The organism is Aeromicrobium sp. CF3.5 (assembly GCF_051262695.1).
Taxonomy (GTDB): Bacteria; Actinomycetota; Actinomycetes; order Propionibacteriales; family Nocardioidaceae; genus Aeromicrobium.
The window spans coordinates 1-22,354 of sequence record NZ_JBIMEZ010000005.1 but is presented as its reverse complement, the minus strand read 5'-3'; the positions used below and the strand labels follow the sequence as shown (position 1 = coordinate 22,354).

Annotated in this window: 20 protein-coding genes, 2 tRNA genes and 1 pseudogene; 10 read left to right on the top strand and 13 right to left on the bottom strand. The window is 65.2% G+C overall.

Annotated elements, in window-relative coordinates; all coding sequences use genetic code 11:
• Positions 1-254: 254 nt before the first annotated feature.
• Positions 255-1,531: pseudogene (locus ACHAA3_RS10410) on the top strand (IS3 family transposase).
• A gap of 24 nt (positions 1,532-1,555) precedes the next feature.
• On the opposite strand, the gene ACHAA3_RS10405 reads toward ACHAA3_RS10410, so the two are convergent.
• From ACHAA3_RS10405 to ACHAA3_RS10390, 4 genes are all read right to left on the bottom strand, one after another.
• Positions 1,556-1,684: a hypothetical protein gene (locus ACHAA3_RS10405; protein WP_435708942.1), complete on the bottom strand. Its 129-nt coding sequence runs from the start codon at positions 1,682-1,684 to the stop codon at positions 1,556-1,558.
• Positions 1,685-1,885: 201 nt separating this feature from the next.
• Positions 1,886-2,260, bottom strand: a complete 375-nt coding sequence (locus ACHAA3_RS10400; RefSeq protein WP_435708941.1) for a hypothetical protein — start codon at positions 2,258-2,260, stop codon at positions 1,886-1,888.
• On the bottom strand, positions 2,257-8,616 hold the full coding sequence (locus tag ACHAA3_RS10395; protein WP_435708940.1) for an RHS repeat-associated core domain-containing protein: 6,360 nt from the start codon (positions 8,614-8,616) through the stop codon (positions 2,257-2,259). Before ACHAA3_RS10395 ends, ACHAA3_RS10400 begins: the two co-directional genes overlap by 4 nt.
• Positions 8,613-11,399: a DNRLRE domain-containing protein gene (locus tag ACHAA3_RS10390; protein ID WP_435708939.1), complete on the bottom strand. Its 2,787-nt coding sequence runs from the start codon at positions 11,397-11,399 to the stop codon at positions 8,613-8,615. The genes ACHAA3_RS10395 and ACHAA3_RS10390 overlap by 4 nt, the downstream gene beginning before the upstream one ends.
• Before the next feature lie 517 nt (positions 11,400-11,916).
• On the opposite strand from ACHAA3_RS10390, the gene ACHAA3_RS10385 reads away from it, so the two are divergent.
• Positions 11,917-12,405, top strand: coding sequence for a hypothetical protein (locus ACHAA3_RS10385; protein ID WP_435708938.1), 489 nt, complete (start codon positions 11,917-11,919; stop codon positions 12,403-12,405).
• A 96-nt stretch (positions 12,406-12,501) separates the two neighbouring features.
• Here ACHAA3_RS10385 and ACHAA3_RS10380 read toward each other — a convergent pair.
• The 5 genes from ACHAA3_RS10380 to ACHAA3_RS10360 all read right to left on the bottom strand — a co-directional run bounded on the left by ACHAA3_RS10380 (position 12,502) and on the right by ACHAA3_RS10360 (position 15,141).
• Positions 12,502-12,588 (bottom strand) — tRNA-Ser (locus tag ACHAA3_RS10380).
• Positions 12,589-12,674: 86 nt separating this feature from the next.
• Positions 12,675-13,097, bottom strand: coding sequence for a hypothetical protein (locus ACHAA3_RS10375; RefSeq protein ID WP_435708937.1), 423 nt, complete (start codon positions 13,095-13,097; stop codon positions 12,675-12,677).
• Between the two features lie 31 nt (positions 13,098-13,128).
• A tRNA-Ser gene (locus ACHAA3_RS10370) sits at positions 13,129-13,220 on the bottom strand.
• Between the two features lie 46 nt (positions 13,221-13,266).
• Complete coding sequence (locus ACHAA3_RS10365) at positions 13,267-14,319, bottom strand: hypothetical protein (protein WP_435708936.1); 1,053 nt, start codon at positions 14,317-14,319, stop codon at positions 13,267-13,269.
• A 51-nt stretch (positions 14,320-14,370) separates the two neighbouring features.
• Positions 14,371-15,141, bottom strand: coding sequence for a carbon-nitrogen hydrolase family protein (locus ACHAA3_RS10360; protein ID WP_435708935.1), 771 nt, complete (start codon positions 15,139-15,141; stop codon positions 14,371-14,373).
• A gap of 108 nt (positions 15,142-15,249) precedes the next feature.
• On the opposite strand from ACHAA3_RS10360, the gene ACHAA3_RS10355 reads away from it, so the two are divergent.
• Genes ACHAA3_RS10355 through ACHAA3_RS10330 form a run of 6 tightly spaced genes read left to right on the top strand, consistent with a single transcriptional unit; the run spans position 15,250 to position 18,755 of the window.
• A complete protein-coding gene (locus tag ACHAA3_RS10355) occupies positions 15,250-16,221 on the top strand; it encodes an NAD(P)H-quinone oxidoreductase (protein ID WP_435708934.1) in 972 nt (323 codons plus the stop codon).
• A 22-nt stretch (positions 16,222-16,243) separates the two neighbouring features.
• Positions 16,244-16,780 (top strand): bacterial proteasome activator family protein, encoded by a 537-nt coding sequence (locus ACHAA3_RS10350; protein WP_435708932.1) that lies wholly within the window; start codon positions 16,244-16,246, stop codon positions 16,778-16,780.
• 34 nt (positions 16,781-16,814) lie between these two features.
• On the top strand, positions 16,815-17,369 hold the full coding sequence (locus tag ACHAA3_RS10345; protein ID WP_435708931.1) for a WhiB family transcriptional regulator: 555 nt from the start codon (positions 16,815-16,817) through the stop codon (positions 17,367-17,369).
• Positions 17,370-17,418: 49 nt separating this feature from the next.
• Positions 17,419-17,826 (top strand): hypothetical protein, encoded by a 408-nt coding sequence (locus ACHAA3_RS10340; RefSeq protein ID WP_435708930.1) that lies wholly within the window; start codon positions 17,419-17,421, stop codon positions 17,824-17,826.
• The gene (locus ACHAA3_RS10335) at positions 17,823-18,143 is read left to right on the top strand and encodes a TraR/DksA family transcriptional regulator (RefSeq protein WP_435708929.1); all 321 of its coding nucleotides are present in this window, start codon (positions 17,823-17,825) and stop codon (positions 18,141-18,143) included. The genes ACHAA3_RS10340 and ACHAA3_RS10335 overlap by 4 nt, the downstream gene beginning before the upstream one ends.
• Before the next feature lie 15 nt (positions 18,144-18,158).
• Positions 18,159-18,755 carry a DUF1294 domain-containing protein gene (locus ACHAA3_RS10330; RefSeq protein WP_435708928.1) on the top strand — a complete coding sequence of 199 codons (597 nt, stop codon included), beginning with the start codon at positions 18,159-18,161 and terminating at the stop codon, positions 18,753-18,755.
• On the opposite strand, the gene ACHAA3_RS10325 is transcribed toward ACHAA3_RS10330, so the two are convergent.
• A complete protein-coding gene (locus ACHAA3_RS10325; protein ID WP_435708927.1) occupies positions 18,752-19,363 on the bottom strand; it encodes an NADPH-dependent FMN reductase in 612 nt (203 codons plus the stop codon). The two genes, ACHAA3_RS10330 and ACHAA3_RS10325, sit on opposite strands and share 4 nt — an antisense overlap.
• 62 nt (positions 19,364-19,425) lie before the next feature.
• On the opposite strand from ACHAA3_RS10325, the gene ACHAA3_RS10320 reads away from it, so the two are divergent.
• Together ACHAA3_RS10320 and ACHAA3_RS10315 are read left to right on the top strand one after the other, a co-directional pair.
• Entirely contained in the window at positions 19,426-19,824 is a 399-nt protein-coding gene (locus ACHAA3_RS10320) for a MerR family transcriptional regulator (protein ID WP_435708926.1), read from the top strand.
• Positions 19,825-19,956: 132 nt separating this feature from the next.
• Positions 19,957-20,334 (top strand): VOC family protein, encoded by a 378-nt coding sequence (locus ACHAA3_RS10315; RefSeq protein WP_435708925.1) that lies wholly within the window; start codon positions 19,957-19,959, stop codon positions 20,332-20,334.
• 96 nt (positions 20,335-20,430) lie between these two features.
• Here the strand turns inward: ACHAA3_RS10315 and ACHAA3_RS10310 are convergent, their stop codons facing one another.
• The 3 genes from ACHAA3_RS10310 to relB form a co-directional block, all read right to left on the bottom strand.
• A complete protein-coding gene (locus tag ACHAA3_RS10310) occupies positions 20,431-21,660 on the bottom strand; it encodes an MFS transporter (protein WP_435708924.1) in 1,230 nt (409 codons plus the stop codon).
• 134 nt (positions 21,661-21,794) lie between these two features.
• Positions 21,795-22,061 carry a type II toxin-antitoxin system RelE family toxin gene (locus ACHAA3_RS10305; protein WP_435708923.1) on the bottom strand — a complete coding sequence of 89 codons (267 nt, stop codon included), beginning with the start codon at positions 22,059-22,061 and terminating at the stop codon, positions 21,795-21,797.
• Positions 22,058-22,279 carry a type II toxin-antitoxin system RelB family antitoxin gene (gene relB / locus ACHAA3_RS10300; protein ID WP_435708922.1) on the bottom strand — a complete coding sequence of 74 codons (222 nt, stop codon included), beginning with the start codon at positions 22,277-22,279 and terminating at the stop codon, positions 22,058-22,060. The genes ACHAA3_RS10305 and relB overlap by 4 nt, the downstream gene beginning before the upstream one ends.
• Between the last annotated feature and the right edge of the window lie 75 nt (positions 22,280-22,354).

Here is a 22,354-nt window from a genome sequence, read left to right as displayed (position 1 = left end):
TCTGCGTCGGTTCCCTTGCGTGGCAGCGGTCCAACTGAGCGAACGTTGGAACCTAGATCTCTGGGAACAGATAGCTCAGATCGCTTCAAACGGCATTTCGCGCCCCGTTCTTACGCGGCGACAGCACCAGATCCGACTAGGGCGTGTCTCCAATGTTGAGCGTGGTTTCGGCTTGATGCTGGGGTGATGACGAGAACTGCTGTGAAGCGTCCCAGGTTTCCCGCCGCATCCTTTTGAGTTGAAAGGATGAGCACATGCCCAAGAAGATCGATCCCGAGGTCCAGGCCAGAGCCGTGCGTCTGGTCAATGACCATCTCGGCGAGTACCCGTCATTGACCGCGGCGTCAGCCTCGGTCGCCAAGCAGGTCGGTGTCGGCCGCGAGACCGTCCGCAGGTGGGTCGTGCAGGCCCAGATCGACGGCGGCCAACGCGACGGCCTCAGCTCAGCGGAGTTGGCTGAGATCAAGAAGCTCAAAGCCGAGAACCGGCAGTTGCGCGAAGACGTCGCGATCTTGAAAGCAGCGACGACTTTCTTCGCGGGGGAACTCGACCCCCGCAACCGATGATGTCCGGATTCATCGACACGATGAGGTCCGAGGGTCACGCGGTCGAGTCGACCTGCCGGGTCCTGCGTGAGCAGGGCGTGCAGATCGCCGCGAGAACCTATCGCGACTGGCGAACAGCAGCCCCTGCGGCCAGAACGGTCAGCGACGCCTTCGTCGTCGACGCAGTGCGCACCGTCGCCTGGACCACCGACGTCCACGGCCGACCCAAGATGACACCCGAGGGCCTCTATGGACGGCGCAAGATGACAGCCCACCTGCGACGGACCACGCAGCTGGACGTGTCAGCCGGGGCCGTTGACCGGGCCATGCGAATCCTGGGATTGTCCGGTGTTCGCAGGGACAAGGGGATCCGGACCACGATCCCGTCCAAGGACGGCAAACGTGCCGGCGACCTGCTCGACCGCGACTTCACCGCCGTTGCACCAAACCGGGTCTGGGTCACCGACTTCACGTAATGCCGCACCTGGGCCGGGTGGGTCTATGTCGCGTTCATCGTCGACGTCTTCGCCCAACGGATCGTGGCCTGGCACGCCTCGGCGTCTAAAGAGACCGACCTCGTCATGGTCCCGCTGCGGATGGCGCTGTGGGAACGAGACCGCGAAGGGCGGCCGACCGTCGCCGACGAGCTGATCTGCCACGCGGACGCCGGGAGTCAATACACGTCGATCCTCTTCACCGAGCACCTCGCGCTCGAAGGCATCCGGCCCTCGATCGGGTCGGTCGGCGACGCATACGATAACGCCCTCATGGAGACGATCAACGGGCTTTACAAAGCCGAGTGCATCCGCACCACGGTCTTCCACGAAGGCCCGTATCGGACGATCGCGGACGTCGAATTCGCGACCGCCGGCTGGGTCGACTGGTACAACAACAGACGCCTGCACAGCACCCTCGGCAACGTCCCACCCATCGAGTACGAGCAAGCCCACTACGCTGCTCTCAACCAAGAGCCGCAACCCGCATAGGAGCGGCAGAGAACCTGGGGCGCTTCAGTCGAGCCACTCCCGGAAACTGGTTTCATCATGCAGGTAGTCGACCGAGCTGGTCTTTAGGTCGGTGCCGGATAGCTCGCGCAGTGCAACCCAGACAACCGGATCGTTGATCGGCGGATCTGCCATCCTGACCCTCGCCCAATCCGCAATCTCCTCACGTGGCCGCCGACCCGCGATGAGATCAAGAATTCGTTCGCGTACCGCCGCGCGATTCGGGAGTCGTCGGCACCGTCACCAGGCCCCTCGTAGTTGCCGGCCTCATCGAAGGAGTAATGGGCCTTGGGCCCTCCAGTCTCGGGTCGAACGATACGGGTGCGTCCGGAGCGGTCACTTGTCACTCCCTGCCGCGGCCGACATGACCGTCAACTCCTGGTCAACAGACTCGCGCGCATCGGGGTCTCCATCGTAATATTTTTCCCAGAACCCGCTGGCGAGCCAGGCTTGGGGGGCCAACTCAAGCGCGCCACCCTCAACCACCCGCGCGGACCAGTTCTCCGGGATCGCAGAATCAACGGTCAAGAAGCAGTTCGCATCGAACCAGCCGAGACTCCCTGTGTCATTCACGAGTTGCAACTGCACCCGACCCGGGGCTTGGGCACCGACAGAGGCGACAACATACTCGCGGTGAAGAGTGATCCAAGGACTTGAATCCAACTGCATGCCGTCTATCGGCGCTGGAACTCGTATGCAAAGCACCTTCATCGCGACACCCCGTCAAAGACGATCTTGTAGTCGTAGCCGTAGTCGATGGCTCCGGTACTCCGGTTCATGTAGAAGTGTGCCTTAAAGCTTCCGGATGGACTCTGGTGGGAGCGCGTCTGGAACTTGCCCCAGTCCGCGATATTGCTGCCGTCCGATGTCAGGCGTCGGACGAGTTGCTTGTTCCCAAAATCGCTACCGCGAATGATCTGCTGCGACTCCTGGACGGCTCCGGAGCTCAGTTGGCCGGACGGGGCGAATGCCGAGTCAGCGGACTCGCGCGCAAGTTGCTGCCCAAGCCGCACGCCATTGGCTGCGTTGTCCGCGCCGTTTGCGGCGGCCCTTTCGGCCTTCAGCGCCAGTGAAGCGGTGAGCGCGCGGCTAGTTCCGCCAAATCCAGATGCGCCGCCTCCGATTGGTATGAATGCGAAGGCGATCTGCCCGAGGATTCCAGCCAGCGAGTTTGGGTTCGCCCCGAGGCTCCGGTTCACCCAGTTCGCGGCTCTGCCCCCGTAGTTGAACGTGTGTCCCGGTGCCGCACGATTCGTGATTCCTTGTCCAAGAAGGTCAACTGTCGCACCCGCACCGTGAACAACGCCCGCCCTAAAATCGCTCTTTGCCTGTGACATCGCGTAAGGCTTGGAGCGGCGGTACGAGCCTTGGATCGAGCCGCCCTTGCGGACGTAGTTGTCGCCTGCCTGGGCGTAGGAGCGTCCGCCACGCTTCTTGATGACCGGTGCTGTTCGATTGGTGCGGACTCCGCCGTCTACGTAAAGCCCTGACGGGTCCGCCAACGTGACAGGAGTGTTGTTGGCGTAGGCGTAGCCGTTCAACTGCTGCGGGTTGCTCAGGTCACCGATGGGGTCAACGGAGATGAACCGCCCGGCTGCGGGGTCGTATTCGCGGGCGTCGAGGTGGACGGTGCCAGCAGAGGTGTCGTTGGATTTGTTGAGGTAACCGCGGTCGGACGGCCAGGCAGTGGTCGGGTTCTGGAGCTGTTCACCAAACGGTGAGTAGCGGCGTTTGGTCCAGGCTTGGGTGGTGGCGCTCGAGGTGATGACCGGGGTGCTTTGGTGGTCGGCGCCGACGGACTGGATGCCGTTTTTGTCGCGGATCGCGACGGGCACTCCATCGACGGTGTAGGTGCGGACGGTCGAACGGACTCCGGCTTTGACCGTGATCTCGGCGGTGCCGAGCCACATGGTGGTTGAGGAGTCAGTGCCGTCGCGTTCGATCAGGCGGTTTCCGTCGGCGTCGTAGAGGTACTCGATGGTCTTGCCGGTGGCCAGGTCGGTGATCTTCTTGACGTGGCCCTCTCGGTCCCACTCATACGTCTTGCCCGAAGTGGTCGACTTGGACCGTTTGGTCATGTTGCCGATCTGGTCATAGACGAACGACTCGGTGCCCGCACCCGCCCCGGTACGGACCGTCCTGGCGACCGCGTGCGGGCGGGCGGTGGTCGCGGTGGGGAAGGTTGAGACGTCAGTTCGGTTACTCACCGTGGAGCCGGTCTTGCGCTTGGTCTCGACCTGGGTGCGGTTGCCGTTCTTGGCGTAGGTGTAGGTGTCGGCATAGGCAGCTTGGGTGCCCAATGTGGCATCAGTCAGCGCCGCACACGTGGTGCTGGTGGTGGTCCGGGCCTGCTTCAACCGGCGCAGGTAGTCGTAGGTGAAGCACTCGCGGCGGGTGTCGGCCGCGGCGACGTCGTCGCGGCGAGTCACCTGACCAGAGGGGTCGAACGTGTACCGCATGTCCATCCGGTTGGTCGTTGCTGTGCCCTGCAGCGAGTACGTCTGCCGTGTGAGGCGGTCAGTTGCCGGGTCGAAACTGTTCGTCGCGTAGGCCAGCTTGCCCGAGGTCGACCCCAGGGTCCGCTGCAGGACCTGGCCCTTGGCGGTGCGGATCGTGTCCCACACCATGTGGCCCGATCCAGCGAGGCGGGTCACGTTCCCGAGTGCGTCGTAGGTGTAACGAAGGTTCTCGTTGGTGATGCCGTACACCAGAGGTTGGTTGGCGGTCTTGACCGATCCATCTGGGTTGTAGGTGTTGCCGAATAGGTGCCCGCCTGCCCGGTGGAGCAGGCCTTCGGATTCGGGGATCAGCACCCGTGATGTCAGGGGTCTGCCGGCGTCGTCGGCGGTGAGCGTTTCTGAGGTGTACTCCTGGCCGTCGGCGTACCGGGTCGAGGACGTCAGTGCTCCTGGGCGGACGGTGTCGTAGAGCCATCCGGCGCGCTGGGTGCCTGTCGCGGTGTCGTCCCGCAGCTCAGTCTTGCGGCCCAGCTTGTCGTAACCGGTCCACAAGGTGACCCCGCGGGCGTCGGTGCTGGTGACCTGACGGTCCAGTTCGTCATAGGTGAACGTTGACTCGCCCTTGTCGGGATCGGTGTCGGTGATCAGGCGGCCGCGGATGTCATAGGTCTTGCGCCACGACGTTCCCGAGGAATCGGTCACCGTCGCGATCTGGCCGGCAGGCGTATAGGTGTAGTTCGTCTCGTCGTTGGTACCTGATGCTGCTGCGCCAAGGAACTGGTGAAGCTTCACGGTCTGGCCACGAGCATCCTCGACCGCGAAGGTCGCAGTTCCACCGCTTGGCGGCGTGGTCCGTGTTCCGTTGCCGTCGTGGCGGTAGGTCGTGGACCACTTCACCGCCCCCAGGGATGCCAGCGATTCGCGGGTGACGCGTCCGGTCTGGTCGTACCCGAGCAGCGTGTAGGAGTCGACCTGGTTCTCGGCGGCGCTGACCAATGTGGTGTCCACCGCGCCGGAGGAGTAGTAGGGGCCCATCTTCGATGAGACCCACCCGCGGTCGTCATAGGTGGTTTCGGACACCAAGCGGCCGCCGTCGACGTTCGCCGACGGGCTCTGGGTCGACCGGTCGCGCATCAGCCCGTCGAAGAACGCCACCGAAGTGACGTAGTCCCCGGCAGGGTTGAGGGTCTTGGTCGTCACAGCGTTGGCCTGTGTGGCCGAGACTCGATAGGCGAATGTCGCGTGGGCGGTGTCGGTGCCCTTGATCCGGCCCGGACCCCAGATCGCGGTGGTACGTCCCAACGCGTCGTAGGTGGTGTCGGTGTTGGCGCCAGCGATGTCGGTGACGCGGTTCGCCTCACCCCAGGCCCGGTTCAACGACGTGACCGTCGACTGCTCGAGCGGGTTGGTCGTGGTGACGGTGTCGACCGGTCCCGTGGCCGGAGCGTAGGCGGTGCTGGTTGTCTGGTTCTTCGCGTCCGCCACCGACGTGGCCCGCCCGTAGGCGTCGTAGGTGGTCGTGGCGTCGCGCTGGTAGTTGATCGTCGAACCGGACAGTCCGCTTGCGGTGTCGACCCGGGTTGGGTTGCCGCGCGTCGGCACGACACCGAGGGTGCCGCCGTCGTACCCGGTGCGACTGGCCGAGATGACCTGGGCGGTTTGAGTCGGCGCAGACCCACACGCCAAGCCGGTCGTGACTTCCTGGGCCGGATAGGCATACATGCCAGCACTAGGATTCGTCGCATACGTCGTCGTGGTGCACCGGTTGTCGGTCGACAAGGCGATGTCGCCCTCGTCGTGGACGCTCGTAGGCAGACCAAGACTGTTGAAGGTCGTGCCGACGCGGGTGACGCGTTGTCCACCTGCGGCCAGTGGCGTCGTTGCCTGCGTGGTCGCGGTCTGCACGATCCGCGCCTCACGCCCACCCGACGATGCGGTCACTGCCGAGCGCCACGGATTGTTGACTGTCGCCTCGACCAAGGCGCCGCCGCTGCCGAGCTGGGTGCGGGTGCGGCGTGGGAAGCCGGCCAGGTCGTCGTAGTCGACGATGTTCGTGCTGTCACCATATGAATCGGTCACGGTGACCGACTTGGTACCGCCGCTGGCGGTCCGGTCGCCGTGCATGCCCCGCATGTACAGCGAGTGCTCGAACGTCTTGGCCGACTGCCCGCCGATCGTGGTCGAGACCCGCGCGTAGCCGCGCCACTCATTCCACGACCGGTTGGCCGACTCGTCGATGGTCGAGGTGGTGTAGTGCCACCCATCGCCGCCGCCGTACCCATAGGCGGTGGTGACCTCGGGTGCTCCGCCGGTCAGGTCGGACTCTACGACTGAGTCGACCCGGTACTTGTGGAAGAACTCCAGCTGCCGATCCTCAGACCACCACGGCTGATACCAGACCGGGAAGCAGCGGCGACTGTTCAAATCCAACGCCGAGGCAGACGGGACGCTGCTGGCGGTGCAGTCGCGGGCGGAGTAGTTGGCGCTGATGACACCGCCGGTGCCGTTGGCGATCGAGGTCACCCGATACCGCTGGAAGGTGGGTAGGCCGTTGTAGTTCTCGATCCTGTTGTCCATCAGAGCCTTGGAGAACGTGACGGCAGGCAGCGCGATGTCCTCGCCGACCTTGCCGGTCTGCTGGATCGACTCCAGCGTCAGAGTGCGCGAGTCGCCCGGGTTGTCCGGGTCGACGGAGTCCTCGTGGGTGTTCGCCAACGACTGGCCCAGGTTCCACTCGTTCACCGACGTGTAGTCGCCGCCGGATCCAAGGACCTGGCTCGTGATCTGCGTCAGTCGTTTGCGGCTGAAGAACGTCGGGGCAGTGCGATCCGCACACGAGGTGCCACTTGAGCAGATCTGGTCAAACGGCACGTCCGGCCACTTCGAAGCGTTTGACTTCTCCAGTCCGGTGCAGTCGAACGTGCTGGTCGTCACGCACCGTTCGGCGCTGGTGAACACGACCTTCGCCGGAGCCGGGGCGTCGTTGCCGTGGCGGGTTCCGTACTCGATCGATTTGAGCAGCGGGGCCCGGTCGTATCCGCGGACGGTCTCGTTCTTGTTCGAACCGTAGGAGTTCTTCTCCTGGTCCCAGAACAGCGACATCGAGTTGCCGTTGGGGTCCACGACGTAGTCCAGGCTCCACCGCCACGCCTGACTGCACGAGCTGGCCGCATACGTCGACTCATGGCACGGGTCCCCCGCGCGGGCGCCGTAGACCGGCATAGCCGAGACAGAATCAGTGCGGCGGTCATCGCCGGCCCATCGCTTGTTGCGTCCGTAGTAGTACTTGGTGCCGTCCAAGGTGGTCACGCGCCAGTACTCACCATCACCGTCGGCGTTGACGCCAGATTCGGTCAACAGCTCGATGCGGGTGCCGTCGTCGGACTTCATCTTCCACTTGTTGCTCGACCCGTCCTGCACCAACGTCGAGCCTTTGCCGTTCAGCGTGATGTTCACGTTGTCGTCGCGCCAGCACAGGTCGCCCACGTTCTCGGGGGTGCCGGAGACCTGCTCGCACGGCTCATAGCTGCGTTCGATGAAGCCCGGATCGAGGTCGAAACCCTCACCGATCCACGACGTCTGGTTGTTCGTGCTCGACGTACGCCCATCGACCGATCCCGAGGAGTAGTCGATCGCCAGGTCCGGTTCGGGACCGTTGATGCCCGGAGGCGTGGCCAGCGGGTACGACCAGGTGAAGTCGCCGGTCTGTCCGCCGGCGGACCACGTCGATGACGGCGCCAGCGACGACGCTGTGTAGTCGCCACTGGACCCGCTCGATGACGACGTCGCCGCGACCGTCATCGACTGTGTCGACGCGCTGGCGGGTGCCTGGGCGGTCAGGGTCTGCTGCTTGGTGTCGTTCTTGGTCTTCAGCGGAGTCGCCTTGGTGCAGTCGACTGTGCCCTTGACGGTGTCGCAGTCCTCGAGCAGCACCAGACGCAACCGGTCTGACCAGTCGCCACCGACCGCTTCCGCAAAATCGGCGTACTCGACCTGGATCTGCGCGCCCTTCAACGTCGGCTCGACCGTGGGATCAGCCGCGGGAACTCCAACAGAGGCTGGCTCGACCGGCGTGGCCTGACCGTTCACATCCGAACCCTCACCGGGAGGCACATCGCTCGTGGGCTCTGCGCCGGGTTCTGGAGTCGCGGTGGCATCCGGGGCGGGCGACGGTGACGGTTGAGGCGTGGTCGGGGTCTCTGGTTCGGGTTCGATCACCTCGGTGGCCTCGATCTCGAACACCGGACCGAGACCAGCTGCGCCATCATCGTTGGTCACGCCAACGCGCTGCACCGTGGCCGCCGTCGGATCTGCCGAACGTGGAAGCTTGACCGACAACCCGGCCACAGGCTCAGACCACGCCGCAGCCGGCAGCTGCGCCTCCTTCGCACGCGACGGACTCGGCAGCTCCACCGTCGGCACCGCTGACGCCTTCGACTGCTTCGGCGAACCCTTGACACCCACCGCCTGCACCGGAACAGGCTTCTCCTTCGCCGGCACCGGCGCCTTCTCCACCGCAGCAGCAGCCGGAGAGTTGATCGGCATCAGCAACGACGCCGCCACCGACACACTCGCGGCATAGATCAGACCTCGCTTGACGATCCTCATGACTGGCACCCCTCCGTCGTGACGACACACTCCTCGTTGAAGTGGCCAGCATTGATCAGATCGTCGATCTGTTGTTCGTTCGCTTTGTACTGCGCCAGATGGAGCTGGTCGACAAAGCCGTTCCAACGCTGCGAACCGTCCGAGGCCGAGCCCAAAGTCCACGTCCCGGTCGTCCCAGGGGCGGGAGCGAACGGTAGCTCAAGCCCCTCGACGTCGATGGCCGCACCGTCCCCAGATCCAACGCTCAGTCGCATCCGCTCGGTCATCACGTCATACGAGACCGCGACCAGCCTGGTCCCTGGCCCCCCGTCGTCCGCTACGCCGTCGGTGCGCCTTTCGCGCCACGTGCCATCAGCGCTGCGCAACCGGAACACGTACTCGAACCCTTCGCCCTCACCGGCCGGAACAGCGTTGACCTCAAGGACCGGTGTCGACCCATCGCTCAGCGAGATCGCGGTCATCGGCCCAACAGTCGGAGCCTCGGCCTTTGCAGGATCGAGATAAGCCGCGACCGTGAACGAGCCCGACAAGTCGATCAGGCGATCCGTCAGAGACGGAAGACCCTGAATCTGCGGCGTCAGCTGCAGCATTCTGTCGATCACAGGAACATCGGGATCGTCCGTGATGTACTCCGCGCGCACTTGCCGCTGCGCGGATCCAACGTCAAACGATGTCCCGTCCGCGGCCAGGGATGGCCCAGAAGGTTCGTTGAAGCTGAAGTCCCACACAGCGTTGCTGTCGATGACCTCGAACGGGACCTCCAGCGGGACCTCGCTGGGGTTGTTCGCCGCGTCATAGGCCCACACCCGCAACGTGTGCAGGCCCGGCTCGTTCGGCGGAATCGTCACCGTCGCTTCGCCGTCAACACCGGTCGCTGGGACCTGCTTGGCCCCTGGTCGTGTCGAGCTGTCGACTGTGAAGGCGTATCCGGTCGTGTCCGTCCCGCCACCTGCATCGACCAAGACCTGGTGCGACTCGCCGCGCTGCAGGGGCTCATCTAGCGACGTCACCAGTCCCGGAACAGCGGCCAGCGTGGCGTCAACGAAGAACTTGCACTTCTGCGCGTAGGCGCCGATCGACCCGTGATTGTCCTGGGCGCGGAAGTGGAACCGATACTCGCCCGAAGGGACCACCCCCGTCGACGATCTCGTGATCGGCATGTTGGAGGTGATCGGCCGGCCCCGAGATCCCAATGACCCCACGATCTCCGAACCCGTACTGATCCCGATTCGCGCCCTCACCGAGTCCTCAGTATCAGGATCCGAAATCACCGCCCGCATCTGCGGCAGCTTCGTCATCCGACCCAGCAAAGGGTTCTTGGTCAGCGTGCACGGCAGCCCGTTGATCGACGTGCCCGTCGGCACGCTCGGCGGCCGGTTGTACTCAATCGACAGGCTCATCGTGTGCCGGAAACGCCGCCACGCCAACGGGTCGGACTCATCGGCCGCGCGCAGAGACAACGCAACCGTCTCGTGTCGATCGTCGGCCGACTCCTGCACACCGGACGTGACGTTCCACGACACATCTGCACCGCCAGGGTTGCAACCCGAAAATGCAACCTGCGACGTGGTCGCCAAATGCCGATACACCCCCGGCTGCTTGTTCCACGTCAAGGACGAGTCGAACGCTCCGACCTTGTAGACACGCGTTCCCCGCATCGCGCACGACGACGAAAACTCCATCCGACCACGCAGCCGTGCCGCCAGGACATCGACGCCTTTCAGCCCATCGATCTTGAATCGAAAGTACTGTCGCTTGCGCGACACGCCGTTGTAGTTCTGGTATCCCACACCCTCGCCGTTGGAGTTCGTCCACTTGTAGAACGACGTCGTCGGGAACTGCTGGAACACCATTCCCCACGCGTACGTACTCGGCGACGAGGCGGGATCGATGAACACCGGATACGACACCTCGGGCCCCGTCAGCGCATCGGGTCGCGGCATCAGCACCAAGTCATCTGCTCCAACCTCCAGATCCACCGGTGACACCTCATCACCGGCCGCTGGTCCCTCGGTCCTCTGGTCGATCGCCTCTCCGCTGCTGTCGCTGACAGCGACCTCGTCGTCGGCGAGTACCGTTCCGCTCGAGTCCCACATCGTCGGGGCAGGCGAGACTCCCACTTCGCGACCGACCTCATCGACCACGGCCAACCCGCCATCTCGATCGATCAGCTCTCCACCATCGACCTCGACCGGCAGCTCGATCTCAGCCAGCTCAGCGCTACGCGCCGCCTGCTCGTCGCGCACCACCAACACCTGAGTCACGCCGCCATCGGTCACCGACATCCGCAGATCCACCCCATCGAGGACCTCTCGATAGGTCGCCGTAGCGCCATCGAGCACCGGCGCCGGCAACTCATCGATCCACGACGTCTGCGTCGACACGCCGGCAAACTCCACCGTCGACAACACCTCGTCGCCACCGGCCGAGAGCTCAGCGGCAATCGGTGACGCCTTCGGCCGAATGACCCCATCAACGGCTTCCAAGGTCAGGTCGACCGGCTCCCACTCACCATCCTGACGAACACGAATCGGAGCAGACGCAATCTCACGGGTGTACGTACCCGACGGATTCGCATACACCGTGTCCGTCGCCGTTCGCGCTTCCTCGATCTCCACCGGCACACCAGAATCAGCGGCCTGCGCAAATTCCGAAACGTCCTCGGCCGCCTCGGCACGAGTTGGTTGGACCGGCATGGCGAGGGCAGCCACAAAGGCACCCGAGACCACAAGGGCCAACCCCATTTTGAGCGCACCTGACTGCCCACCCCGAACGCCGTTCATGTGACTCCCGCTTCACTCACCCGATAAGATTGAGATGATAATGACAGGTAGACAGAGTTCTTGTCTCGGTTTCGAGCCATGAAATTTTTTTCGGCCATTCCAGGACAGGATTGACGTCCAGGGGAGTTAGTCGCTCCACCAACGCCGCGAACGAATCTGCCTGAACCTCAGGCCGTATCGACACGGTCGCGGAACTTCTGAGATTCGAGTCTGGTCCTCACTAACTCACTGCGAAGGTCGCAATCAGCGGCAGAATGAACCGCCCGGCTCCACTCGCTCGCATCTACTCCTCCGATGGTGAAGTCAGCCCGAGGTGCGGCGGCACTCTCCGCTTCGCCGCCTCGGGCCCGATACGGGACCCCGCGCCGACGCAGGGCGTTGCAGCGGCCACGGTCACCTCTGTCCGGAAGTGACTCGGGTGGCAGCTCAGTCGACAGAATTGTCTGCGCACCCCCGCACACTCGGGCATGACCAACGACGTCCGAGGAAGGCCCCATTTATGAACGACCGTGAACTGATGAGTCTGCTGACCAAGCACGCAAACGGCGGAACTCGAGTACCCGTGCACGCCATGCGACGAGTCCAAGCCCTGCTAGGCAGCCAGGAAATTGCGTTCGCAGACGTTGACCTGCAGCCCGGCGACCGCGGCACTACTACCGGCGAAATCATCGTGTTCACGCCAACCCGAGTGATCCATGCGCGTCTGAAGGATGCCCCGAACGGGCCCCAGTCCGCCAGCTCCGCCACCACGATGTCCGTCGAGGCGTCGACCTGGGGGCGCTCTGAGTTGCGCCGTGTTGACCTGTTCTCAAGCACCGAGCCCTGGAAAAATCCGGACCAGGAGTGGTCAGAAGACTACGAAGATTGGTGGCCGCGTGACTGCTACGCCGACCTTTCCTACTCGAGCGGACAACACGTCCGGCTACCGCTCGGCACACAACCCACAGATGCCGCGAGGAAGACGATGCGGAGTTTGCTGGGCAGCATCGCCGGCGATCTGGAATAGGTCCCGTTCCGGCATGTACGCTGCCAGCCCGGCGAAGAGCACCAAAAACCCCCGACAGATCTAACCCTGTCGAGGGTTCCAACGTGACTCAATCGGCGGAGATGGCGGGATTTGAACCCGCGAGAGGTTTAAACCTCAACCCGCTTAGCAGGCGGGCGCACTAGGCCACTATGCGACATCTCCTCGTCGCCCACTGCAACAGGCAACCTGAGCAGGATACCGACCGTGAAGGGGCATAAGCGAATCGGCCCATGCCAACGCCCTCGGAATCAGCCCAGCTCGAAGCGTTCGTACCCGTGAGCGGTGTTGAGCCGGTCGTAGACGTCGCGCAACAACTCCGGCCCTCGAGCACCGGCATAGGCCATCGGGAAGGCCAGCACCTTCTCGCCGCGATCGAGGTAGAACCGCTGCTCGTCGAAGGAAACCCCCTCGACCTCGGTCCAGGTGACCTCGACCTGCTTGACCGTCAACGGACCGCCCAGCACGATGCCCTCGCCGGTCGTGCGGGCCACGGCGGGCGGGCGGACCCACAGCAGCACGGCGCGGCCCATCATCGCGACAGCCACCGCCACCCCCAGCAGCGCCAACCACAGGGTGCCCGCGACGAGCGCGAGCCACAGCGCCAGACCGGCGATCAGCAGGTTGACGCCGACGGCCTGAAGGACGAAGCGCCGATCGAGTCGGTAGATCATGTCGGCCCCAGACGAAAGCAGTGAAGATCAGTGGCAGAGGGGGCGGGATTTGAACCCGCGACTGGCATTTCTGTCAGTGACCGCTTTCAAGGCGGTTCCGTTCGGCCGCTCCGGCACCCCTCCTCGTTCCCGCAGGAACATGGCCATTGTTCCACCTCGTGGTGACGACCTACTTCAAGGGCGCCAATCGGCCCGGTTCGACCCGGCTGGGCGGCTCGACCTGGCGGGCCGCGCGAGAGGTGCGCCGCGCCAGCACCCGCGAACGAACAATCAGTCCGAGCCCCACGCCCAGCACCATCGAGTACAGGCTCGACAAGGCGATGTAGCTGGGGAACGCACCCGGCGTCACCAACGAGGTCGTCAGCACCGAGGTGCCGATGACGGCGAACACCAGGATCCACCAACCCTCGCGACGCTGTGATCGCAAGGAGACCCCCACGATGAGTGCGGGGAAGCCGAGGAACACCTCGACCGGTCGCGGGACACCGCGGAATGTCTCGCGCATCCAGATCACCAGTTCGGTGAAGAGATCGGTCAGGGTCTGCGAGCCGTGAGTGCGCACGAAGCTGCTGTAAGCCAGCAGGAGGATGACCACCACCGCGACGCCGACCAGGATGGCGAAGTTCTGACGTCCCATGCCGTGCAGGCCGGCGCCGAGACGCCACACCAGCGTGATGGCCAGAGCCAGGGCTGCGCCGAGGACGAGGATGTTGAAGCGCTGGTAGTTGACCGGCGCGTTCCAGGCCGCGACGGCCACGGTGCCGCTCAACGCCACGACGATGGTCACCCCGAACTCCGCCAGCGAACCGACCACGGACGCGGCCGGCCGAGTCACCATCACCGACCAGACGGCGGCGGTCACTGCCGTGAGCACCGCAGCAGACGCGAGCAGGGAGTTGTTCTCCAGCAGCAGGGTGAAGGCCGCGAGCATCACCGCAGGAGGCACCCACAACCGCATGTGGCCGCCGCCGCGATGCACCAGCGCCACCACGAACACCACCATCAGCACGGCGGCGGACGGTCGCTGGATCCACTCGGGCGCACCCACGGCCACCACGGCGGTCAGTGCACCGACCGTACCCACGACCCACGCTGCGAAGGTGACCGTGATCGCGGCACCCGCCACCGTCGGCGACGAGAGCCGCGGAGTGCGCGTGGGGACGTCGTAGTCGGCGGGCACCGAGGAGTCGAGGCGTCGGCGGCCGCCCTGCTGGATCGACATCAGATCATGTCCTGCTGGATCGACATCAGATCATGTCCTGGTGAGTCGACATCAGATCATCCGGCGGTTGGCCAACGAGGGGTTGATGTCGCGCACGGCGCCCACCAGATCCGGGTCGAGATCGACGATCACGATGTCGTCGTCCGAGCCGGCCTCCCCCAGCACGAGGCCCATCGGGTCCAGTGCGAGGGAGTGACCGGTGTAGCGCTCGCCGCTCTGGGCGGGGGCGATGACGAAGGCCGTGTTCTCGATGGCCCGCGCAGCCAGCAGCGTGCTCCAGTGGTGCAGCTTGTGCTCGCCGGCCAACCAGGCCGCGGGCACCAGCAGGACCTCGGCACCGTCGTCGACGAGAGCGCGAGACATCTCGGGGAATCTCAGGTCGTAGCAGGTCATCAGACCGATACGTACACCTCCGAGGTCGAAGGAAGTGGCCGCCACCTCCCCGGGTGCCATGCGGTCGGACTCGCGATACCCGAACGAGTCGTACAGGTGGACCTTGCGATAGGTGGCCCGCAGGTGGCCGTCCGCGCCCACCACGACGAGGGTGTTGAACGGCAGATCGTCGGCGACCTCGAACATGCCGGCAACGATCGTGGCGCCGAGGCGCCGAGCGTGCTCGGCCAGGAACGAGACGAACGGCCCGTCGAGCTCCTCGGCGGCCGAGGCGAGGTCGTGGTGGGTGTCGCCGAAGTCGTGCATCACGGCTTCAGGCAGGACGACCAGGTCCAGGTCCTCGGGCAGCGACTCGAGTCGACCTGCGATCTCTCGACGGTTGACCGCCGAATCCAGACCGGCGGCGAATTGGATCATCGCGACACGCATGACGTCCATCTTGACAGGTCACCGGCTGGCACCGCGACGGGTCGCGTCACAGGCACCGCGACGGGTCGCGTCACAGGCACAGCGACGGGTCGCGCTACCGTGATCGACATGCGTGCCGTCGTCGTCACGGAGCCCGGTGGAGTCGACGCCCTCGAGGTCGTTGATCGCCCCGCTCCCGAGCCCGGACCCGGAGAGGTCCTCATCACCGTCGCTGCGGCGGGGGTGAACCGGGCAGATCTGCTGCAACGCCAGGGCATGTATGACCCGCCGCCGGGCGCCACCGACATCCTCGGTCTCGAGTGCTCTGGCGAGATCGCCGCGGTCGGCGAGGGAGTCACCGATTTTCCGCTCGGCACCCAGGTGTGCGCCCTGCTGTCCGGTGGCGGGTACGCCGAGCAGGTGGTCGTTCCAGCCGGTCAGGTGGCGAACGTGCCCCGGGGCATCAGCCTGCTCGAGGCGGGCGGGCTCATGGAGGTCGCCTCCACGGTGTGGTCGAACGTGTTCATGATGGGCAAGCTGAAGTCCGGCGACACCGTCTTGTTCCACGGAGGATCCAGCGGCATCGGCACGATGGGCATCCAGCTGGCCAAGGCGTTCGGCGCCACGGTCGTGACCACGGTCGGCACCGACGCGAAGGCCGACTTCTGCCGTGATCTCGGGGCGGACCTCGTGATCAACTACCGCGAGAGCGACTTCGTCGAGGTCATGCGCGAGCACGATCTGGCCGCCGACGTGATTCTCGACATCATCGGGGCCAAGTATCTCGAGTCGAACATCGCAGCGCTCGCCACGGCCGGGCGTCTCGTGGTCATCGGCATGCAGGGTGGCGTGAAGGGTGAGCTCAATCTCGGCAGGCTGCTGGCCAAGCGCGCCGCCGTGATGGCCACGTCGTTGCGTGCTCGACCCAGCTCGGAGAAGTCCGCGATCGTGTCGGCCATGGTGGCCCAGGTGTGGCCGCTGGTGGCCGACGGTTCGGTGCGCCCGATCGTGCACGCGACCCTGCCGATCGAGCAGGTCCGCGACGCCCACCAGGTGCTGGAGGACTCCAGTCACTCCGGGAAGGTCCTGCTCACGTTCTGATCGGTCGTTCTAGGCTGGACGCATGACGTCATCGAACGAAGGATCAGACGAGCGCTCATCCCGGGAACACGCAGCGCCGCAGGTCATCGGCCCCGACGGTCAGGCGGTCGTCGCCAAGGGCACCACGCTGGGCGACCTGGTCGAGCAGCCTGCCAAGGTCATGCGCATCGGCAGCATGATCCGCCAGCTGCTCGACGAGGTGAAGGCAGCTCCGCTCGACGTGGCCGGCCGCACGCGTCTGCGGGACATCCACCTGCAGTCGATCAAGGAGCTCCAGGACGGATTGGCGCCTGAGCTGGTCGATGAGCTGGACCGTCTCAGCCTTCCGTTCGAGAGCGAGTCGCCGTCGGAGTCTGAGCTGCGCATTGCGCAGGCCCAGCTGGTGGGATGGCTCGAGGGGCTGTTCCACGGCATCCAGGCCGCCCTCTACGCCCAGCAGGTGCAGGCGCAGAGCCAAATCCAGAACATGAGGCTGGCTCTGCCGGGGTCAAACGACACCAACGGTGTCGATTCGGACACTTCTTCGCAAACACCTGAATCAGGAGGCATGTACCTCTAGTGTTTGCCCCGATGTGAACGGGAGAGGGAGCCCCATGACCATCGTGGCCACCACGATCATGCCGCCGTGTGCCTCAGAGCCTGAGGTGTTCGAGCCGTTGCACCATCCGCCGTCTCGGCGCGAGCTGACCGCTGCGCAGTGGCGCCAGTTCACCGCGGGTCGAGACGTCGCGCACCGCCAGTGCGCAGGATGCCCCCTGATGATCGACTGCCTGTACCGGGCCGTCGTCGAGGTGGACGTGTCCGGCTTCGTGGCGTGCACGACCGAGCGCGATCGTCGCCTCATCCGTCGCGAGCTCGGCATCGACGACGAGCTCTCGACGACGCAGGGCTTCGGCGTGCAGAACCGGACCGGTGGCCCTGTCAGCTCCGAGGCGGTGCTGGCCCTGCGTCAGAGCCACCCCCATGACACCTGCCACCAGCTGGCCGAACGCCTGGGCTGCTCCACGTCGACGGTCAAGCGCCACCTGCGCCGCGGTCGTGAGGCGCGCGAGCTCGCCGTGACCGTCGAAGCGGTCCACACTCCGGCTCCCACGGTCGACGCGGTGCTCGACTGCTTCGACCGCCTCGAGTCCAGCCGCTTCGCCTGATGCGACCCCACACGTTGCGGGGACCGCGGTTCGCGCGCACGCTGTGACCATGCCTGATTCCGTGGATCGCTTCGACTTCGCCTGGGAGCGCCCCTATCGGATCGCGGGTCTCCTCTTCGGCGTCACACCCCGACGCACCTGGGTCGAGGTGACGCCGTCGGAGCTGCACGTCCACTTCGGCTCCTGGACGCTGCGGTCCGCGCGGAGCAACATCACCGGCGTCACCGTGACGGACTCCTACGCCTTCCTCAAGACGGCCGGCCCACCTCATCTGTCGATGAGCGACCGCGGCATCACCTTCGCCACCAACAGTCGCCGCGGACTGTGCGTCGCGTTCGGCCAGCCCGTCCCCGGCATCGACCCGACCAAGCGGATCAAGCATCCGGGCGCCACCCTCACCGTCGCGGACGTCGACGGCCTGGCCGAGGCGCTCGGCCACCCGGTCGTGAACCGATGACCGTCGACATCGATCGTGTCCTGTCCGAGCAGGAGGAGCACCTCGAGGCCGAGCTCGCCGAGCTGACCAAGGCATCGGGCGACATCGGCTCGATCTCGTTCGGCAAGCGGGTCGGCGAAGGTACCTCGATGGCCGTTGATCGCTTGGCTGCCGTGTCCACGCAGGAACAGCTGATGGCGATGCTGGCCGACGTGCAGAAGGCCAGACAGCACGTCGTCGACGGCACCTACGGAGTCTGCGAGGTCTGCGGCGAGCCGATCCCGGCTGGTCGGCTCGAGGCCCGCCCCTGGGCCCTGCAGTGCATCCAGCACGCGTGACCCGCTAGCGGTGACGTGACGTCCGAGCAGCGATCCGGTCGCCACCACGGCGTCCTGACGCGATGGAACGACGACCGCGGCTTCGGCTTCATCGAGCCGGCGGGTGACGGATCGCGGGTGTTCGTCCACGTGAGTGCGTTCCCGAGCGGCCGGCGCCCGGTGGACGGCTGCGAGGTCACCTACGTCGTGATCCGTGACGAGCGGAATCGACCGAGCGCCGAGAAGGTGCGGTATCGCGGGCGTGCTCCCGCCACCACCTCGGGAGCGATGGGGGTCGTGACGGCCAGTGCTCTCGCGGCGCTGTTCCTCGTCGTCGTGGTGGGCCTCGTGGCCATCGGCGATCTGCCGGTGGTGGTGCTGATCGCCTCCGGAACCTTCAGCGTCGTGTCGTTCGGTCTCTACGGCGCGGACAAGTCCTCGGCCAGGCGGGGCCGTCGCCGCGTCGCGGAGTCCACCCTCCACACGATCGCGCTGATCGGGGGGTGGCCGGGCGCACTCGTCGCTCAGCAGGTCTTCCGGCACAAGACCATCAAGCAGCCGTTCCGGAGCATCTTCTGGTCCACGGTCGTCGCCAACGGCGCGGCGATCGCCTGGGCCGCGTTCTTCCGCTAGCGAAACGGCCGCTGCTCGCGCGCGTCACGCAGCACCTCGCACCACCAGGTCAGCTCGGTGACCGCGGCGTCCACGGCGTCCTCGACCCCCTCCGGCGCGTGGTACTCATTGGACTCGATGTCGTTCCACGGCGCGGACAGCCCCACGACGTTGCGCGTGGTGACCAGGTGCAGCTCGGCGAACACGCCTCGCAGGTGCTCGGTGGCCAGCAGCCCTCCGCGCGCACCGTACGAGATCACCGTCGCTGCCTTGAACATCCACTCGGAGTGGTGCCAGTCGATCGCACGCTTGAGCGACCCCGGGTAGCTGTGGTTGTACTCCGGAGTGACGATGACGAAGCCATCGGACTCGTCGATCGTGTCGGCGATCTCGGAGCGGGGACCACCCCCCGGTTGCAGGTGTCGGTCGTCGGGCAGGCTCACGTTCGCAAGGTCGATGAGCCGCGCGTCCGCACCGGAGGCGCCGACGCGACCGGCGGCCCAGCCCGCGATGATCGGCCCGATCCGGTCGTCGCGCACGCTGCCGGAGATGACGGTCAGCCGAAGCGGTGCAGCTGCCCGGACCGGCGCTGAAGGAGGATCGATCTGAGGGGTCGTCGTGGGTGTCATGCCTCGAGGCTGCGGGTTGAACCTTGGTTGAAGTCAAGCGGTCTGCGTGACACCGTGCAGTCGTGAGCATCGATGCAGCCGGCACCACCACGACCTTCACCGAGTCGGTCGCCGACATCGCCCGCGCGGCGGGCGTCGCCACCTCGGCCGTGCGGTTCTACGAGAGGCACGGACTGGTGCAGGCGACGCGCACCTCTGGCGACGCCCGACGGTTCGAGGTCGACGCAGCCTGCCGGATCAAGGTCGCCAAGGTCGCCCAGCGTGTGGGACTGTCCGTGCGCGAGATCGCCGACATCCTGGCCGTCCTGCCCAGTGACGCACAGCCGAAGGACTGGAACGTCGTCTGCCAGACCCTGATCGGAGAGGCCGAGGAGCGCATCGCCAGCCTGCGCGCGACCCTCGATGCGCTCGGAGGCGACGCCAGGCTCTGCGAGATCGGCAGTCCTGCCGACATGGGTTGACTTCAACCATGGTTCAACTTCTAGCGTCGCACGCATGACGACCAGACCTGCATCACCCCGTCCCGACAACCCATCCTCTTGTGGCTCAGGCTGGCGTCGCGTTCATACCGGCTGTTGTCCTAGATTCGGCCCATGAGCTGCCGACTTTCCGAACAGGTGTTGAACTGTCGCGATCCCCAACTGCTGTCCCGGTTCTGGTGTGAGGTACTCGATTACGTCGAGCTGGGTCGCGAAGGTGCTGACATCGAGATTGGTCCCAAGTCAGGCTTCGGCGGCGCCGAGCCGACCATCGTGCTCGCGCTCGTGACCGATCAGAAGATCACACCTCTGCGACTTCACCTGGACGTGAACCCGGTGGACCGCAGCCAGGACGCCGAGCTGGAACGCCTGATGGCGCTTGGGGCACGCGAAGCCGACGTCGGCCAGACGGGCGAGGAATCATGGCATGTCCTTGCCGACCCAGAAGGCAATGAGTTCTGCCTGCTCAGGCAGCGGTTGACTGAACTCTGAAAGTGCCATTGCCCGTGTGACGACAAACCGAACGAGTGGCACCCGTCCCACCTGACGATCGTGTTGCGGGCTGCTTCGCGGACGCCAGCGGTCGCGCTAGTTGGGTCCCTCTGCGTGGCTCATGTTGGTCTCGTTGACCCACACGATGCCGATCAGCGGAAGAGCCGCCGCCACGGCGGCGATCGCGAACATCATCTGCAGCCCGACCAGTTCTCCGCCCACTCCACCGAGTAGTGCGCCCAAAGGGATGGTGCCCCAGGTGAGCAGGCGGTAGAAGCTGTTGACGCGGCCAAGGAGGTGGTCAGGGGTGATCCGCTGGCGAAACGAGATGGTGATGACATTCCAGCTTGCGACCGCGACGCCGCCAACGAGAAAGGTCAGCAGGAGCAACGGCAGGCTCGTGGTGGTGCTGGGTGCACCGACGAAAATCGCCATCCCGAGCAGGGCCGCAGCAAGTAGCCTGCCGCGGCCGATTACTGCTGCGGCTCGTGATGCCCCAAGCGCCCCGAGAAGACTGCCGGCGCCGGCCGCAGCGAGGAACACTCCGTACTGGACATCTGAGGCTCCAAGGATCGACGTGGGCCCCACTGCGAAGATGACGAACGTTGCGAGGAAGGCGCTGGTGGCGAGATTGACGATTCCCACCATCAGCGCCATGGAGCGAAGCGAAAGGTTTGACCAGACGAAGTGAATCCCACTTGCTAGTTCGCGGCGCCATGGTTGATGCTCCTGCGGACGGGGTGCTCGCTGCACGCGCAGCGCGAGCAGCACGGCCACCGCGAGCGCCCACAGGCCCGCAGGGCCAACCACGCCAAGAACGACCGCGCCGGCAACCAGGAAGCCGCCGAGTGGTGGTCCGATGAAGGTGTTGGTCGTGATCTCGGCTGCGGAGAGTCGTCCGTTGGCCCGCTCGAGCAGACTGCTGTCCACGACGCTGGGCAGGAGTGATTGCGCTGCGGTGTCGTGCACCGTTTCAGCGGATCCGAGGGCGAACGCGGCAATATAGAGCGACCAGATGGACTCACCGCCGGAGACGATGACCCAAGCGACGATCACCAGTGTGAGGACCCTCAGAGTGTTGGCGACGAGCATCGAGCGCCTTCGGTCGAGCTTGTCGACCAACAGCCCTGCTGGTAAGGCGAACAAGAGCCAGGGCAACGTCGTGGCCGCGACGATGCCGCTCACGAGGACCGGTGAGTCAGTCCACCGCACAGCGATCAAAGGAAGAGCGGTCTTGACGATCCCGTCGGCCAGGTTCGAACTCGCCGACGAGGTGAGGAGCACGAAGAAGCGGCCGCCCAATTCTTCATCTTCACCCCGCCCCATTCCCCCAGTTTAACGAGACAGGTTGAACCCCACTCATGAGCCTCGCCGACCAATCGAGAGATCACGGGAGTTCGGAAGGGGATCGTCACGCGGAGCGTGCCAGTGCGGGATCGGCTACCGGTTAGCTCGGCTGCTCAGTACACGTCGCGTCGATGACCAATGCGCAGGGCCACGACGGTCAGGGTGTTGTCGATGAACTGGGCCAGGATTCGGTAGTCACCGACTCTGTACCGCCAGACGCCGGCATGGCTCGCTGTCAATCCCTTTCCTCGCTGTCGTGGATCATCGAGGCTTTCGACGTCGTGGAGGTATGCCAGTACGCGCCGCTGCACGGCGCGATCAAGCTTCTTGAACTCGCGATCGAACTGGTCGGTGGTCTCCAGCCTCCACCGGGAGGTCACGTGTCGATCTCGGCCTCAAGAGCAGAGAGCGGGCGGCTTCGTCGCCCCTCGGCCTCGAAGACATCGATCGCGGCATCGGCAGCATAGGCATCTTCGAGGTCTGTGAGGTACTCGTGAAGAGCCGTCTTGACGTAGAAACTCTTCGAGCGTCCGGTGCGGCGGGCGAGGCTGTCCAGTCGGTTTTCTTCGTCTTCGGTCAGCCGGATCGAAATCGTCATGGTGTGCTCCTACCGTCGACGTAAGACATGTTTACATCATACGTCGCGACACGGATCAGCGGCAACCAGTCGTCC

Bases quoted from the DNA above. Each gene is read 5' to 3' on its own strand.
- ACHAA3_RS10405 (WP_435708942.1), bottom strand. From the start codon at position 1,684: ATGGCAGATCCGCCGATCAACGATCCGGTTGTCTGGGTTGCACTGCGC.
- ACHAA3_RS10400 (WP_435708941.1), bottom strand. From the start codon at position 2,260: ATGAAGGTGCTTTGCATACGAGTTCCAGCGCCGATAGACGGCATGCAG.
- ACHAA3_RS10395 (WP_435708940.1), bottom strand. From the start codon at position 8,616: ATGAGGATCGTCAAGCGAGGTCTGATCTATGCCGCGAGTGTGTCGGTG.
- ACHAA3_RS10390 (WP_435708939.1), bottom strand. From the start codon at position 11,399: ATGAACGGCGTTCGGGGTGGGCAGTCAGGTGCGCTCAAAATGGGGTTG.
- ACHAA3_RS10385 (WP_435708938.1), top strand. From the start codon at position 11,917: ATGAGTCTGCTGACCAAGCACGCAAACGGCGGAACTCGAGTACCCGTG.
- ACHAA3_RS10375 (WP_435708937.1), bottom strand. From the start codon at position 13,097: ATGATCTACCGACTCGATCGGCGCTTCGTCCTTCAGGCCGTCGGCGTC.
- ACHAA3_RS10365 (WP_435708936.1), bottom strand. From the start codon at position 14,319: ATGTCGATCCAGCAGGGCGGCCGCCGACGCCTCGACTCCTCGGTGCCC.
- ACHAA3_RS10360 (WP_435708935.1), bottom strand. From the start codon at position 15,141: ATGCGTGTCGCGATGATCCAATTCGCCGCCGGTCTGGATTCGGCGGTC.
- ACHAA3_RS10355 (WP_435708934.1), top strand. From the start codon at position 15,250: ATGCGTGCCGTCGTCGTCACGGAGCCCGGTGGAGTCGACGCCCTCGAG.
- ACHAA3_RS10350 (WP_435708932.1), top strand. From the start codon at position 16,244: ATGACGTCATCGAACGAAGGATCAGACGAGCGCTCATCCCGGGAACAC.
- ACHAA3_RS10345 (WP_435708931.1), top strand. From the start codon at position 16,815: ATGACCATCGTGGCCACCACGATCATGCCGCCGTGTGCCTCAGAGCCT.
- ACHAA3_RS10340 (WP_435708930.1), top strand. From the start codon at position 17,419: ATGCCTGATTCCGTGGATCGCTTCGACTTCGCCTGGGAGCGCCCCTAT.
- ACHAA3_RS10335 (WP_435708929.1), top strand. From the start codon at position 17,823: ATGACCGTCGACATCGATCGTGTCCTGTCCGAGCAGGAGGAGCACCTC.
- ACHAA3_RS10325 (WP_435708927.1), bottom strand. From the start codon at position 19,363: ATGACACCCACGACGACCCCTCAGATCGATCCTCCTTCAGCGCCGGTC.
- ACHAA3_RS10315 (WP_435708925.1), top strand. From the start codon at position 19,957: ATGAGCTGCCGACTTTCCGAACAGGTGTTGAACTGTCGCGATCCCCAA.
- ACHAA3_RS10310 (WP_435708924.1), bottom strand. From the start codon at position 21,660: ATGGGGCGGGGTGAAGATGAAGAATTGGGCGGCCGCTTCTTCGTGCTC.
- relB (WP_435708922.1), bottom strand. From the start codon at position 22,279: ATGACGATTTCGATCCGGCTGACCGAAGACGAAGAAAACCGACTGGAC.